12 protein-coding genes, 5 tRNA genes and 2 rRNA genes (1 of these 19 cut by a window edge) are annotated in these 13,780 nt (G+C 48.9%); 6 read left to right on the top strand and 13 right to left on the bottom strand.

The window, feature by feature from the left end; translation table 11 throughout:
* Window positions 1-164: 164 nt before the first annotated feature.
* Window positions 165-1,136, top strand: a complete 972-nt coding sequence (locus PAE68_RS06040; RefSeq protein ID WP_281885072.1) for a phosphate/phosphite/phosphonate ABC transporter substrate-binding protein — start codon at window positions 165-167, stop codon at window positions 1,134-1,136.
* Between the two features lie 90 nt (window positions 1,137-1,226).
* Here PAE68_RS06040 and PAE68_RS06035 read toward each other — a convergent pair whose 3' ends face one another.
* Window positions 1,227-1,787, bottom strand: coding sequence for a pyridoxal-phosphate dependent enzyme (locus PAE68_RS06035; RefSeq protein ID WP_281890923.1), 561 nt, complete (start codon window positions 1,785-1,787; stop codon window positions 1,227-1,229).
* Between the two features lie 461 nt (window positions 1,788-2,248).
* Complete coding sequence (locus tag PAE68_RS06030) at window positions 2,249-3,031, bottom strand: SDR family NAD(P)-dependent oxidoreductase (RefSeq protein ID WP_281885070.1); 783 nt, start codon at window positions 3,029-3,031, stop codon at window positions 2,249-2,251.
* Window positions 3,032-3,240: 209 nt separating this feature from the next.
* On the opposite strand from PAE68_RS06030, the gene PAE68_RS06025 reads away from it, so the two are divergent.
* Window positions 3,241-3,606, top strand: coding sequence for a DUF4277 domain-containing protein (locus PAE68_RS06025; protein ID WP_281885068.1), 366 nt, complete (start codon window positions 3,241-3,243; stop codon window positions 3,604-3,606).
* Window positions 3,607-3,753: 147 nt separating this feature from the next.
* Window positions 3,754-4,371 carry a TetR/AcrR family transcriptional regulator gene (locus PAE68_RS06020; protein ID WP_281885065.1) on the top strand — a complete coding sequence of 206 codons (618 nt, stop codon included), beginning with the start codon at window positions 3,754-3,756 and terminating at the stop codon, window positions 4,369-4,371.
* A gap of 626 nt (window positions 4,372-4,997) precedes the next feature.
* Here the strand turns inward: PAE68_RS06020 and phnE (PAE68_RS06015) are convergent.
* Genes phnE (PAE68_RS06015) through phnC form a run of 3 tightly spaced genes read right to left on the bottom strand, consistent with a single transcriptional unit; the run spans window position 4,998 to window position 7,352 of the window.
* On the bottom strand, window positions 4,998-5,792 hold the full coding sequence (phnE, locus tag PAE68_RS06015; RefSeq protein WP_281885063.1) for a phosphonate ABC transporter, permease protein PhnE: 795 nt from the start codon (window positions 5,790-5,792) through the stop codon (window positions 4,998-5,000).
* The gene (phnE, locus tag PAE68_RS06010) at window positions 5,789-6,580 is read right to left on the bottom strand and encodes a phosphonate ABC transporter, permease protein PhnE (RefSeq protein ID WP_281885061.1); all 792 of its coding nucleotides are present in this window, start codon (window positions 6,578-6,580) and stop codon (window positions 5,789-5,791) included. The genes phnE (PAE68_RS06015) and phnE (PAE68_RS06010) overlap by 4 nt, the downstream gene beginning before the upstream one ends.
* A gap of 1 nt (window position 6,581) precedes the next feature.
* Complete coding sequence (gene phnC, locus PAE68_RS06005) at window positions 6,582-7,352, bottom strand: phosphonate ABC transporter ATP-binding protein (RefSeq protein ID WP_281885059.1); 771 nt, start codon at window positions 7,350-7,352, stop codon at window positions 6,582-6,584.
* 438 nt (window positions 7,353-7,790) lie between these two features.
* Here phnC and PAE68_RS22780 point away from each other — a divergent pair, with 438 nt between their 5' ends.
* Window positions 7,791-7,916, top strand: coding sequence for a response regulator (locus PAE68_RS22780; RefSeq protein WP_397378259.1), 126 nt, complete (start codon window positions 7,791-7,793; stop codon window positions 7,914-7,916).
* Window positions 7,917-7,973: 57 nt separating this feature from the next.
* Here the strand turns inward: PAE68_RS22780 and PAE68_RS06000 are convergent, their stop codons facing one another.
* Complete coding sequence (locus tag PAE68_RS06000) at window positions 7,974-8,786, bottom strand: uroporphyrinogen-III synthase (RefSeq protein ID WP_281885057.1); 813 nt, start codon at window positions 8,784-8,786, stop codon at window positions 7,974-7,976.
* Between the two features lie 98 nt (window positions 8,787-8,884).
* Here PAE68_RS06000 and PAE68_RS05995 point away from each other — a divergent pair, with 98 nt between their 5' ends.
* Both PAE68_RS05995 and PAE68_RS05990 read left to right on the top strand, forming a co-directional pair.
* Complete coding sequence (locus PAE68_RS05995) at window positions 8,885-9,613, top strand: 3D domain-containing protein (protein ID WP_281885055.1); 729 nt, start codon at window positions 8,885-8,887, stop codon at window positions 9,611-9,613.
* A 183-nt stretch (window positions 9,614-9,796) separates the two neighbouring features.
* A complete protein-coding gene (locus tag PAE68_RS05990) occupies window positions 9,797-10,174 on the top strand; it encodes an EMC3/TMCO1 family protein (RefSeq protein ID WP_281885053.1) in 378 nt (125 codons plus the stop codon).
* A 39-nt stretch (window positions 10,175-10,213) separates the two neighbouring features.
* On the opposite strand, the gene PAE68_RS05985 is transcribed toward PAE68_RS05990, so the two are convergent.
* The 7 genes from PAE68_RS05985 to PAE68_RS05955 form a co-directional block, all read right to left on the bottom strand.
* Window positions 10,214-10,290, bottom strand: a tRNA-Pro gene (locus tag PAE68_RS05985).
* Between the two features lie 160 nt (window positions 10,291-10,450).
* Window positions 10,451-10,527, bottom strand: a tRNA-Arg gene (locus tag PAE68_RS05980).
* A gap of 11 nt (window positions 10,528-10,538) precedes the next feature.
* Window positions 10,539-10,622 (bottom strand) — tRNA-Leu (locus tag PAE68_RS05975).
* Window positions 10,623-10,634: 12 nt separating this feature from the next.
* A tRNA-Leu gene (locus tag PAE68_RS05970) sits at window positions 10,635-10,719 on the bottom strand.
* A 13-nt stretch (window positions 10,720-10,732) separates the two neighbouring features.
* Window positions 10,733-10,805: transfer RNA gene (locus PAE68_RS05965), tRNA-Lys, on the bottom strand.
* A 38-nt stretch (window positions 10,806-10,843) separates the two neighbouring features.
* A 5S ribosomal RNA gene (gene rrf / locus PAE68_RS05960) occupies window positions 10,844-10,960 on the bottom strand.
* Between the two features lie 171 nt (window positions 10,961-11,131).
* A 23S ribosomal RNA gene (locus PAE68_RS05955) occupies window positions 11,132-13,780 on the bottom strand (it continues 283 nt past the right edge of the window).

The raw sequence follows: 13,780 nt of genomic DNA, 5'->3' as shown, positions 1-13,780 counted from the left end.
TTGCTTACACTATAACAAATTCCATCTGAAAGAGCTATATTCGACAACAAGCTGGTAAAATCGTGCAATTTCTTCATAAAATCTTAAAGAGTTTTTATATGAAAATATGGTATATTGTTTTATGGTAATAGAAACCAAGCCCATATTTTAGGAGGAAAAGAACCATGCTTAAGAAAATGGCAGCTCTGAGCCTGTCCCTCGTACTGACTGCAGGGATCGCGGTAGGTTGCGGCACTAAGCCAGAAACGAATCAAGGTGGTCAAGCTCCGGCAACAGACAAAAAAGTAGAAACGCCGGCAGCAAAAGGCTTCGAGCCGAAGGAGCTTCGCGTACAGTTCGTTCCATCCCAGAGCGCTGAGACGCTTGAAGCAAAGGCGAAGCCGCTCGAGAAGCTTCTCAGCGACAAGCTCGGCATCCCGGTTAAGGTTTCCGTATCGACGAACTACAACACAGTTATCGAAGCAATGGCTTCCAAGCAAGTAGACGTAGGCTTCCTGCCTCCGAACGCTTACGTGCTTGCACACGATGAGAAGAAGGCAGCTGACCTGCTTCTGCAAGCTCAACGCTACGGTGTAGACGATAAAACAGGCGGCGAAACGAAGGATCTGGTTGACTTCTACAAAGCTATGATCATCGTTAAAGCTGACTCCCCTATCAAGACGGTTGCAGATCTGAAGGACAAGTCGATCGCATGGCAAGGTGTAACATCTTCCGCAGGCTTCGTATGGCCGGCTAACTTCCTGAAGAAGAATGGCGTTGACCCAGAGAAGGACGTTAAAGGCGTAGAAGTGAAAGGTCATGACAAGGGCGTTCTTGCTGTATTGAACGGCCAGACTGACGCAGCTGCTATTTTCCAAGACGCTCGTAACACTGTGAAGAAGGACATCCCAGACGTATTCGAGAAGACTCGCGTACTGGCGTTCACAGAGCCGATTCCTAACGATACGATTGCCGTTCGTAACGACATGGATGCAGCATGGAAAGAAAAGATTGCAAATGCCTTCATTGAGATCGGTAAATCCGAAGAAGGCGGCAAAATCATCTACGAAGTATACTCGCACCGCGGTTATGTGAAGTCCGAGGATGCAAAGTTCAATATCGTTCGTGAATACTCCAAGGGTGTAGGCCAGAAGTAATTTCTGACCATCCTCAACAGTCTAACATGCCAAACAACCTCCGAAGCTGCGTAACCCTACGCCTTCGGAGGTTGTTTCTATTTATGCTCATCACTCAGCGTCCATTCCATCGTTCCAATAAAGCTCCAGAGACTCAGCATCCTTCAGCATGTGGCCGGTCAGCAAGCAGATGACAGACTGCTCACGATGAATGACTCCAGCAGCCACAAGCTGCTTCAAGCCCGCAAGCGATGCAGCAGATGCTGGCTCGCAGCCGATGCCGCTCCGATCGATCACCACCTTAGCCGTGAAGATCTCCTCATCGCTCACGGAGATGGCGACACCGTTCGTTTCTTCGAGAACCCGCAGCGCCTTGCGCCAGCTTGGCGGTGCACCTATTCGCATGGCGCTCGCCCTAGTAGAAGGCTTCGATACAGGGACAAGCGTCTTACTCCCTCGACTGAGCATATCGGCCAGCGGTGATGCCCCTTTCGCTTGCACGACCGCGACTCGCGGCAGCCTCTGAATGAGCCCGATCTCCCGCATCTCTCGGAGACCTTTACCGAGAGCGGACACATTACTGAGCGCACCACCTGGAAGCACGATCCAGTCTGGAAGCACCCAATCGAACGTTTGTGCCAGCTCGAAGGCTATACTTTTTTGCCCCTCTATACGCCAAGGATTAATCGAATTTCATACATACCACTGCTGCTCGGCAGCATACTGCTGTTGTCAGAAGAAAATAAAGTATTAGACTGACGAATTTGGCCATACTGCTACTAGGAGCTCTTCTACAGTCTAAGAATCGACATCTAGAATAACATCATGACTCCATTTGGGGCTACCTTCGGGTAGCCCTATTTTCTTTTCAGCCCGTCAAATCTTGGACAACTAACACCGTCAATTTCTGGACAGATTACAGAAAGGGATTTATCCCATTGGTATGAAGTTCACCCAAGCACAAGGCACTTATTATATCAACAAAATATGTAATATAAAGTCTAAAATTCCGATTATACCTAATTCATAGTCGCTCCACATGTGTGGAGACTGTTAAAGAGTATATAACTCTAAATATTCGAGTAATTCGTACTGTACGAACCTCGACGTGGGGAAAGTTACTTATTGGTCTACTAACGTGGACGCAGCATACCGCTGACTATACGAAGCATTATTTTTTTTGGAATTAAGCGAGTTGCTTGAGAGTTAATATAATTCATAGACCCTGCAACGACATAAGATCGATTAGTCCCTAGTGAACGAAGAGCAACATCTACTACATGCTTTGGAGTAGCTTTCTTTCCAACTGATGCATCATTAGTACCTAGAACATCGAAGAAGGCTGTTTCTGTTGAACCTGGACACAAAGTAAGGAATTGAACGCCACGTTTGCGATTTTCTTCCCATAATGCCTGTGTAAACGAGAGTACAAAAGCCTTGGTTGCACCGTATACAGCCATATAAGGATCCGGTTGGAATGCCGCTGTGGATGCCACATTAATGACCACACCACTTCTCTTTCTTAGCATCTCCGGTAAGAATAGATGAGTAAGCTCTACGACAGCCATAACGTTAAGCATAATTTCATCATGATTTCTGTCAAAGGACTGTTCCTCAAAAAGTCCATGTGTACCAAAGCCAGCATTATTAATTAATATATCAATACTACGACCTCGCTCAATACATGCTTGATAGAGCTCTGCAGGAGCACCTGCTTGGGACAGATCTGAGACAATAACCTCAGTTTGGATTCCATGTTTCTTACTAAGTTTCTGTGCAAGATCATTGAGCTTAGATTCCGAGCGAGCCGTTAAGATCAAGTGACTCCCTTTAGCTGCCAATTCATGTGCGAATACTTCACCTATACCTGATGAAGCACCTGTAATAAGAGTCCATTTGTTATTCACATTTTTCATATTTCCAACCCTCTCAGTATTTTATTTCACAATCAGGAAACAATGTTTCTTTTCAAAAACATTGTATCTGAGAAAAAGATTATTGTCAATTTATTTGACTAGACGTCGGATCATACACTATAGTACAGGTATTGAAAACGGTGTTTCTATAACCCACATTCCGCACGTGTAATTGAATCTCTAAACGAATTTCGATAGGATTTCCATCCTTGTCCTTACTCATCCGGTCCAGCGTGCTGCTGGATCGGATGAGTAAGGAAATCGAGTTCGAGCCTACGATCAATCGTCTGCTGTCATGGGACGAGAAGCGTTGCAAGCTTTCGCCTGGCACGCGCTTGAAAGCATTGGTCATCAATGTGATGACCGGACGAGATCCACTCTGTCATGTCGATCAGTTCTATCGCGACCAAGATGTTGGGCTTCTGTTCGGCGAAGAGGTTACAGCCGACGACTTGAACGATGATGCCCTCGCCCGCGAGCTACGACATGACAATATATACTGCGAACGTTGTCAAATCCGTAAGCCGCTAAGCAAATACACCACCAGTCTGTACGCGCTCTGTCGAAGATGGTGAAATCTCCGCAGCTTTCGTCGTGAAGCTCACAGACCAACGGCCTTCACGGTTGCAAGTGTGTCATCTAGAGGGTTAAGTGTCGTCGCGTTTAAATTTCATATGCGGAATGTGGGCTATAACATTAATATGTTCTGAGGGTGAGATCACATGAAAGCCAAAACCTATCAAGAATCAAAACTACAGCATGCTGAGAATCTAAAACATACCATTGTGGAAGCTGCTGCAATGATCCTGCAGGAACATGGACCTGAAGCCGTCACTATACGTAGGGTTGCCGAAGAAATGGAATGTTCGACCAAAATTATATATAATTTATTCAACAATAAGGATGGTTTGATTAAACTTCTATATCTAGAAGGCTGTAAGTTATTGGCCAAAAATTTCGAATCGGTAATCAGGCAAGAAAATCTAGAGCAGTATGTTCGAGAACTTGGTGAAGCCTATTGGGTTTTCGGACAAAACTATACGAGTTATTATAAGTTAATGTTCGGCGGAGCTTTTAGTGAGTTTAAGCCAGAGGAAGAAAGTTTACACTCTACAGTAACAGCATTGCAGCAGTTCATTAATATTATTACAGAGGCGATTGAAATGGGGCTAATTGCAGAGAAAGACCCTATATTAGTAGTCCAAGTTATATGGGCATCGTTACACGGAGTGATCCACCTCTATCTTGGAGGCCACATCGAAAACTTAGAAACCACAAAAGCCTTGTATGACAAATCTGTAACAAATTTGATTCACACTTACTTCCGAAGCTCTAATTAGTAATCCAATCGGGTAGGAGACTATCCATTAATTGAATACCGACCTCCCACACCATGGCTCCCTGAACCGGATATCCATGTCGATTATATCAACACTATCATCCAACGTGTCATAATAGTAACGGGGGCAGTTTATTTACTGTATGATGGTCGTGAAGTAGATGATGACATAGACTTCTCTGACCCGAAAGGGATTCATCCTCTACTCCAAACCGTACGTTATTGGTTACAGTCTGATTCAGCTTCCGTGCTTTCAAAATAAAGTAACATTAAGAAACACATATTACTTGTCGCGTAGTCTGATACTTTATTTTCGAGAATCTGAAACAACTATGTTTCTAATTGAATTTCAGACTAAAACTTAATTCTCATAAGCTGACGATTTTCAAACTCAAAAACCGCGTCAAATCAACAACTCCAGTCTAATACTTTATTTTCTTCGAACAGCTGTAAATAACGGATTCCATCATCGTATGAGCCTTCGATTCGATGCAGTTGTGCCCATAGGCTAAAGCTTGGCTGACCTTCTCTCTAGTAACACCTTAGCCATGCTTCAACCTAACGCGAACAGCCTGCCTCCTAGCCATGAAGGCTAAGAAGCAGGCTGCTGCTTATGCTGCAATGCTTTTATACGAGTCGCTTACGAATACTGGACGAGATGATATCAATTATCGTAACCATCACGATAATACCGAGCAATATAATCCCGACACGGCTCCACGCGCGCGCCTCGAGAGCGAAGATCAGCGGCGTACCGATACCACCTGCTCCGATCAAGCCGAGAATCGACGCGGAACGAATGTTAATTTCGAAACGGTACAGCGCGAAGGAGAAGAACTGCGGCAGCACCTGCGGCATAATGGCGAACCACAGCACCTGCAGACGGTTCGCTCCACAAGCCGTCAATGCCTCGGAAGGTCCAAGGTCGAGATCCTCAACCGCCTCCGAGTACAGCTTACCGAGCATACCAATCGAGTGCAATCCGAGCGCGAGTACGCCGGCGAAGGCGCCTGGTCCGACCGCTTTAATAAAGATGATAGCCATAATAATTTCCGGAAACGTCCGAATGAGACTGAGCACGAACTTGCCGCTGCCCGATACGGAGCGAAGCTTGCTCATATTAACAGCCGCCCAAAATGCGAACGGTACACACAATATCGCGGAGATGAACGTTCCGATGATCGAGATGCCTAGCGTGTCACGAAGACCCCGTAGCAGGTCCTCACCCTCGGGCAAGTACACATAGCCCCAGTCCGGATTGAACAGTCCGCGCATAATCGTCTTGAAGTCACGCAGGGCGTTCTCTGTAAAGCCACCGAAATCAATGCCCGTGAACGACCAGACATAAATAGCGAATATAAATACAGCAACAAGCCAAAAACGGATACGGCTCGGCTTCTTAGGCACAGGTCTATTATTCATAGAAGCTTCTCCCTTACCTTGGTGCTGACGTAGTCAATCAACAGAACGATCACTAGCGTCAATATAATGATGAGCGATGCGCGGTCATAGCGGAACTGCTGCAGCGTGCGGTCGAGGTACAAGCCGATACCGCCTGCTCCGACCAGACCAAGTACAGCCGCCGCGCGCACATTGACCTCGAATGTGTAGAGGAAGTACGCCATATATTGCGCCGCTACCTGAGGAACGACACCGAATTGAATCCACTGCAGCTTATTCGCGCCTACAGCCGTCATCGCTTCAAGCGGCCCTGGATCGATCGCCTCGATCGACTCGAAGGTCAGCTTGGCGATCAAGCCGAAGGAGAAGAAGATCAGAGCGAGTACCCCCGGCGCAGCGCCGATCCCGAATATGGCGACGAACAAGCCGGCGAACAGCAGCTCTGGAATCGTACGAATGAGGTTAAGTATGAAGCGCGCCGGCTGATAAATCCAAGGTGTTCTCGTCACGTTGCCTGCAGCGAGCAGAGCGATCGGAATCGCAAGCAGACCACCGATTGTTGTACCGATGACAGCCATTTGTACCGTTTCCATCATCGGGTCCCATATGACGTCAATATAGCTCCAATCCGGCGGGACCATCTCGACGAGCAGCTTCCCCATCTCCGGCGAGCCTTGAATGAGCTTCACCATACTGGATTCCGTATTATCTGCGCTCCACCAGAGCAGCCCAAGCAGCAGCACCGCTGTCATGTACGACTTCATCCTTGAAGGCTTCTGAAGCAGCTTCTTGCGGTCAGCATCCGACATCTTACGCTTCCACCCCCAGCAGCTCGTCCTTCTTGATCGGACGTCCATAGATCTCCGAGAACGCCTCATCCGTTGCCTGCTCCACTGGGCCGTCGAACACGAGCTCACCAGCCCGTAGGCCGATAATACGTGTTGCATATTCGCGTGCCAGGTCGATGAAGTGAAGGTTCACGATCGTCGTAATGCCGAGCTCCTGGTTGATCCGCTTCAGGTCGTCCATAACTTGCCGTGTCGTCAACGGGTCAAGTGAAGCGACCGGCTCGTCCGCCAGTATGATCTTCGCTTCCTGCGCTAGCGCACGCGCAATCGACACCCGCTGCTGCTGACCGCCGGAGAGCTGATCTGCACGGGAATACGCCTTGTCGAGAATGTTCACACGCTCCAGTGCGTTGAAGGCGAGCTCCATATCCTGCTTCGGGAATAATCCGAGCAGCGTACGCAGCGTCGAGTGATAGCCCACACGCCCTGACAGCACGTTACGAAGCACGGTCGAGCGCTTGACGAGGTTGAAGCTCTGGAAGATCATGCCGATGTCACGGCGGAATCGCCGTAGCTCCGCACCTTTGGCAGACGTAATCGATCTGCCGTCAATGAGAATCTGACCGTCGGTTATTTCATGCAATCGATTAATCGAGCGCAGCAGTGTCGACTTACCTGCTCCGGAAAGACCGACAATGACGACAAACTCGCCTTTTCCGATCGTGAGATTAATGTCCTTCAGACCTATTGTTCCATTCGGGTATTGCTTGGAGACGTTCTTAAATTCGATCATAGGCTACCATAAATCCCCTTTTTGGAATAATGACTAACACGATTATATTCGACATTTAACGTGCTAATCCTCTACATCTTGCGATCTTCATAAAACCTTAATGTGAAGTCAATCAATTGTAAGCATTCATATCTGTATCCTTATGCCTATCCGTCATGAGTACGTTATAATGTACAAGGATTGCTTGAGCATCTATCGCTACTGGCTACTCGCTATTCATCAAGGAATGCTTCTGCCTCCAGCCGAACCGCTTGCAGCAGATCATCAGCCGCAGCCTGTAGCTCTGCTTGGGCGATGCCTTTTAACGAGCATCTGAAATAAACAGCCTCTTGGTTTGGAGCAATACCGCTTTCATCCGCTCCTCTCTAGAGGACTGAGACTGAGTTGCCGGCCCATTACTGTTCATTTCATCAACTGCATTAACATAAGGATGTTAATTTGCATATTATGGATATGAACATGCCAGGTACGAACGGACTAGACGCTCTCGAGCTTCTACAGGCGCATGAGCCTACGTCATCTGTTCCCATTCTGCTCTTAACCGGAGACACGCGCAAACAATGAAGAACGGACAAGCGCCCCTTCTATTATTGCAGAAGTACAGGACTTGTCCGTTTCGTACTATTGATCCAGCGACTCGTAATATTTAGACAAGGATACGATCATACTACCCATTCGCTCTTCCTCTGGGGCGACGACGTGTCCTACTCCTTCCTCGCGAAGCGCTTCCCCAGTCACCTTCCCTACCGCAACGGCCACAACCGAGCTTTCAAAGGCTTGCAGCACACGTTCGTGCAGCCCTTTTTCCTTGGCATACTGCATCAAGAAGCGTACTTGCGGGGTGCTTGTGAACGTTACCGCATCTACTTGTCCATCTATCACCTCATGCAGAAGCTGATCCACGACAGACAGCTCAGGCGCGATATGTCGATACGGCAATATTTCGTGGAAAATCGCTCCTCGCGCCTTCAGCCACTGTACCAGCTTTGGTGCGTGATCGCCGTATAGCTGCAGCGCTACTCTTTTTCCAGCAAGATCCGTGCCCTCCAGTGCTCGCAGCAGTCCGGATGTCGTGCCGTCATCGTCACGAACCTCTGGGTCCACACCGAGCTTACGCAGCACATTCACCGTCTTATAGCCCCGGGCCGCCGTCTTCGAGGACTTAAGCAAAGCAATAAAATCATCTAAGCGCCCCGTTTCTTCCGCCGCCTTAAGTAGTAGCTCTGTGCCGACTCCCGTCGTCAAGATGAACCAATCTGCTCCTTCTTGCAGCAGCTTCTCTACCTCAAGGTGAACAAGCTCTGACTCTACAGCAACCGTTCCTTGAGCAGGACGAACGATCGGAATACCACCCATCTTTTCTACGATCACACTTAACTCCGCGGCCTTACGAGGACCTGTTATTGCGATACGCTTTCCATCGAGCTTTGCCAAATTATATCTCTCCCTTATCTATTCATGTTTAGAAATCTCCGAAGCTGGCAATTCTTGTACTAGAGTTGTACAACTAATTGCTAGAGGAGGATTTACACATGGTAACCATCATTTCTCAGATTCGTAATTGCTTCAGCATGCTTACGCTTGCGTTGCTGCTGACCTTTGTCTCCACGTTAACTGCTGCCGCTAATGAAGATAGCTATGGTGCTATTTTCATTAATGATTTTTATATCGCTTCAGAGTCTGAAGAGCATGTAGCCCCGGTCGAAACCGCCAAAGCTGTCCTTTTACCATCATCGATCCCATATGAGGTACGTCCTGGAGACACATTTTATCGCATTGCCCGTTCATTCGGTGTCTCGATTCAACAACTGCTCGCGGCTAACACTGCGTTAGACCCTAATCGCCTTGCAATCGGCTTACAATTAAATGTACCCGTTCAAGAGCCTGTGCTACAAGCCGCCAGTGGTGAGTCCGCTGTCATTAAGCAGGTGCTATCATCGACATTGACCGCTTATACAGCCGGCTATGAATCAACTGGCAAGACCCCTGGCCATCCGCAATACGGAATTACATACAGCGGTAGTAAAGTTCAGGCAGGTCGCACCATTGCTGTCGACCCCGACATTATCCCGATTGGCTCCAAGGTCTTCATCGACGGAATCGGCTTTCGTACGGCAGAAGACACCGGCTCTGCGATCCGCGGCTCTAGGATCGATGTGTACATCCCGGATCTCCAAGAAGCTCGAGATTTTGGTGTCAAGAAAAATGTCAAAGTCTATGTACTGACAGACAAAGCGGTTGGCAGCGGCTTTACCGGTTAACCTCTCATCAATCGTTGGTCCTGATTCAATGGGAACAACGATTTTGTGCTGCGTCTTGTCCATACCGTTTGTACGATCCTCTTTATCATAATACGATATTGCGTACTTTCCCAACATGTTTTTTATACTTTTGGGTAAAATAACGTTGTCATACGATGTCGAGCACTGGGAGGTAGTAACGTTATGAACACAAAGCAGCCAATAAAATGGCTTGTCGTATTCACTTCGGTTGGTCTACTGGTTACAGGCTGCAGTTCGAGTGAGCAAGCCGCTTCTGACAGCAGCGGACCACAAGCCAAGAGTACTAAACAAGAGTCTAAGCCGATCGATACCGTGTTGAAGCAGCAGATGGAGATGTATCAGGAGATCAAAGAGCAAGAATACGAGCAATATAAACAAAAACGAGAGCTTGAAAAAAAGCAACTCAAGCAACTGCAAAAGGAACGACAGCAGATGCTAAAGCAAGAGCTTGACATGCAAACGAAGCTTAGAAAGAACAATAACCCTTGGGCGAAACCTGAAGAAAATACGCAGTCAAAAAACAAGCCCGAAAACAACTAAAAAAATTGCAGAGATTCTCTGCAATTTGAATGTTTGATATGGTCGGGACGACACGATTTGAACATGCGACCCCCTGGTCCCAAACCAGGTGCTCTACCAAGCTGAGCTACGTCCCGATATAATAAATAGGTTTGTTTCAATAAAATTAAATGGCGTGCCCTGAGAGATGCGGCCTTTCGACCGACTGCGAAGTTGTCCTAACGAAGCTTACGCTCCGACGAACTCCCTCTCGTTCGAATCGTGTCTCATGTCACTTTGTGTATCGATGAAGTTAAATGGCGTGCCCTGAGAGATTCGAACTCCCGACCTTTTGATTCGTAGTCAAACGCTCTATCCAGCTGAGCTAAGGGCACAACTTACAATATGCGCTCGAGAGGACTCGAACCTCCACGGCTGTTACCCCACTAGAACCTGAATCTAGCGCGTCTGCCAATTCCGCCACGAACGCATATTTAGTTTATGGTGCGGTTGAGAGGACTCGAACCTCCACGGGCGAAGCCCACTACCCCCTCAAGATAGCGTGTCTGCCATTCCACCACAACCGCATATTTAGAAAAGTGAGTCATGTAGGACTCGAACCTACGACACCCTGATTAAAAGTCAGGTGCTCTACCGACTGAGCTAATGACTCATGAGGATGATGTGAGCTTAATACTCACATCATTTCAAGCTTGGCGACGTCCTACTCTCCCGGGACCCTGCGGTCCAAGTACCATCGGCGCTGGAAGGCTTAACGGTCGTGTTCGGGATGGGTACGCGTGGTTCCCTTCCGCCATCATCACCAAACCGGATTTTTATGCTGACATCACTTCTTCGAGATTCGAAAATAAAATATCCAACCTTGAAAAGGACATGCAGCTTAAAACTCAAGGCTATTGCACCTTGAAAACTGGATACGAAACTCAAGCACGCTGATGCTCTTTATTAGCATTATGAGATGTACATCTCATAATTATTTAGGATAAGCCCTCGACCGATTAGTATTCGTCAGCTACACACGTTACCGTGCTTACACCCCGAACCTATCAACCTCGTCGTCTACAAGGGGTCTTACATATTGGGAAATCTCATCTTGAGGGGGGCTTCACGCTTAGATGCTTTCAGCGCTTATCCCGTCCGTACTTGGCTATCCAGCCGTGCTCCTGGCGGAACAACTGGTACACCAGCGGTACGTCCATCCCGGTCCTCTCGTACTAAGGACAGCTCCTCTCAAATTTCCTACGCCCGCGACAGATAGGGACCGAACTGTCTCACGACGTTCTGAACCCAGCTCGCGTACCGCTTTAATGGGCGAACAGCCCAACCCTTGGGACCTACTTCAGCCCCAGGATGCGATGAGCCGACATCGAGGTGCCAAACCTCCCCGTCGATGTGGACTCTTGGGGGAGATAAGCCTGTTATCCCCAGGGTAGCTTTTATCCGTTGAGCGATGGCCCTTCCATACGGTACCACCGGATCACTAAGCCCGACTTTCGTCCCTGCTCGACCTGTTTGTCTCGCAGTCAAGCTCCCTTATGCCTTTGCACTCTGCGAATGATTTCCAACCATTCTGAGGGAACCTTAGGGCGCCTCCGTTACATTTTAGGAGGCGACCGCCCCAGTCAAACTGCCCACCTGACACTGTCCCCATACCGGTTCACGGTACCAGGTTAGAACTCCGATACGATCAGGGTGGTATCCCAACGGCGCCTCCACCGAAGCTGGCGCTCCGGCTTCTCAGGCTCCCACCTATCCTGTACAGATCGTACCAAAGTCCAATATCAAGCTGCAGTAAAGCTCCATGGGGTCTTTCCGTCTTGTCGCGGGTAACCTGCATCTTCACAGGTATTAAAATTTCACCGGATCTCTCGTCGAGACAGCGCCCAAGTCGTTACGCCATTCGTGCGGGTCAGAATTTACCTGACAAGGAATTTCGCTACCTTAGGACCGTTATAGTTACGGCCGCCGTTTACTGGGGCTTCGGTTCACAGCTTCGGATTACTCCTAACCGCTCCCCTTAACCTTCCAGCACCGGGCAGGCGTCAGCCCGTATACTTCGCCTTGCGGCTTCGCACAGACCTGTGTTTTTGCTAAACAGTCGCTTGGGCCTTTTCACTGCGGCCCCTCGGGCTATTCACCCTACCGAGGCACCCCTTCTCCCGAAGTTACGGGGTCATTTTGCCGAGTTCCTTAACGAGAGTTCTTCCGCGCGCCTTAGCATGCTCTGCTCGCCTACCTGTGTCGGTTTGCGGTACGGGCACCTTCTCCCTGGCTAGAGGCTTTTCTTGGCAGCTTGAACTCATGACCTTCGGTACTTTTATTTCCCTCCCCATCACAGCTCAGCCTTACGGTTAGCGGATTTGCCTACTAACCAGCCTTGCTGCTTGGACGGACATCCATCAGTCCGCGTCACTATCCTTCTGCGTCACCCCATTGCTCATAACGGTTCACGGTGGTACAGGAATTTCAACCTGTTGTCCTTCGACTACGCCTTTCGGCCTCGCCTTAGGTCCCGACTTACCCTGAGCGGACGAGCCTTCCTCAGGAACCCTTAGGCTTACGGCGGATCAGATTCTCACTGATCTTTTCGTTACTCATACCGGCATTCTCACTTGTATGCAGTCCACCAGTCCTCACGATCTAGCTTCTACCCGCATACAACGCTCCCCTACTGCCCTTAATGGACCCATAGCTTCGGTGGTGTGTTTAGCCCCGTTACATTTTCGGCGCAGAGTCACTCGACCAGTGAGCTATTACGCACTCTTTAAATGGTGGCTGCTTCTAAGCCAACATCCTGGTTGTCTGTGCAACTCCACATCCTTTCCCACTTAACACACACTTGGGGACCTTAGCTGATGATCTGGGCTGTTTCCCTCTTGACAATGGATCTTAGCACTCACTGTCTGACTCCCGGGTATACGTATGCGGCATTCAGAGTTTGACTGGACTTGGTAACCCTTGGCGGGCCCCGCACCCAATCAGTGCTTTACCTCCGCTACGCTAATCCCGAGGCTAGCCCTAAAGCTATTTCGGGGAGAACCAGCTATCTCCGAGTTCGATTGGAATTTCTCCCCTACCCCCACCTCATCCCCGAATTTTTCAACATTCGTGGGTTCGGGCCTCCAGTGCGTGTTACCGCACCTTCACCCTGGACAGGGGTAGATCACACGGTTTCGGGTCTACGTCTACAAACTCATTCGCCCTATTCAGACTCGCTTTCGCTATGGCTCCGGCTTCTCACCTTAACCTCGCTTGCAAACGTAACTCGCCGGTTCATTCTACAAAAGGCACGCCATCACCCCTGATTTTCCGAAGGAAATATCAAGACGGGCTCTGACTTCTTGTAAGCACACGGTTTCAGGTTCTTTTTCACTCCGCTCCCGCGGTTCTTTTCACCTTTCCCTCACGGTACTGCTTCACTATCGGTCACCAGGGAGTATTTAGCCTTGGCAGATGGTCCTGCCGGATTCCGACGGGGTTTCACGTGTCCCGCCGTACTCAGGATTCCTCTAGGCATACGCTCGCTTTTGGCTACAGGGGTTTTACCTACTGTGCCGGGCCTTTCCAGACCACTTCGCCTAACAAGCTTTTGCCACATCGAGGTCCTACAACCCCTAGCGATATAAT

This window comes from Paenibacillus sp. YYML68 (genome assembly GCF_027923405.1).
GTDB lineage: Bacteria > Bacillota > Bacilli > Paenibacillales > NBRC-103111 > Paenibacillus_G.
The sequence above is the reverse complement of the archived record's forward strand: the minus strand, read 5'-3'. Positions and strand labels throughout refer to the sequence as shown.

Excerpts from the sequence above, each read along its gene's own strand:
- PAE68_RS06040 (WP_281885072.1), top strand. The coding sequence starts at position 165 with ATGCTTAAGAAAATGGCAGCTCTGAGCCTGTCCCTCGTACTGACTGCA.
- PAE68_RS06030 (WP_281885070.1), bottom strand. The coding sequence starts at position 3,031 with ATGAAAAATGTGAATAACAAATGGACTCTTATTACAGGTGCTTCATCA.
- PAE68_RS06020 (WP_281885065.1), top strand. The coding sequence starts at position 3,754 with ATGAAAGCCAAAACCTATCAAGAATCAAAACTACAGCATGCTGAGAAT.
- phnE (WP_281885063.1), bottom strand. The coding sequence starts at position 5,792 with ATGAATAATAGACCTGTGCCTAAGAAGCCGAGCCGTATCCGTTTTTGG.
- phnE (WP_281885061.1), bottom strand. The coding sequence starts at position 6,580 with ATGTCGGATGCTGACCGCAAGAAGCTGCTTCAGAAGCCTTCAAGGATG.
- phnC (WP_281885059.1), bottom strand. The coding sequence starts at position 7,352 with ATGATCGAATTTAAGAACGTCTCCAAGCAATACCCGAATGGAACAATA.
- PAE68_RS05995 (WP_281885055.1), top strand. The coding sequence starts at position 8,885 with ATGGTAACCATCATTTCTCAGATTCGTAATTGCTTCAGCATGCTTACG.
- PAE68_RS05990 (WP_281885053.1), top strand. The coding sequence starts at position 9,797 with ATGAACACAAAGCAGCCAATAAAATGGCTTGTCGTATTCACTTCGGTT.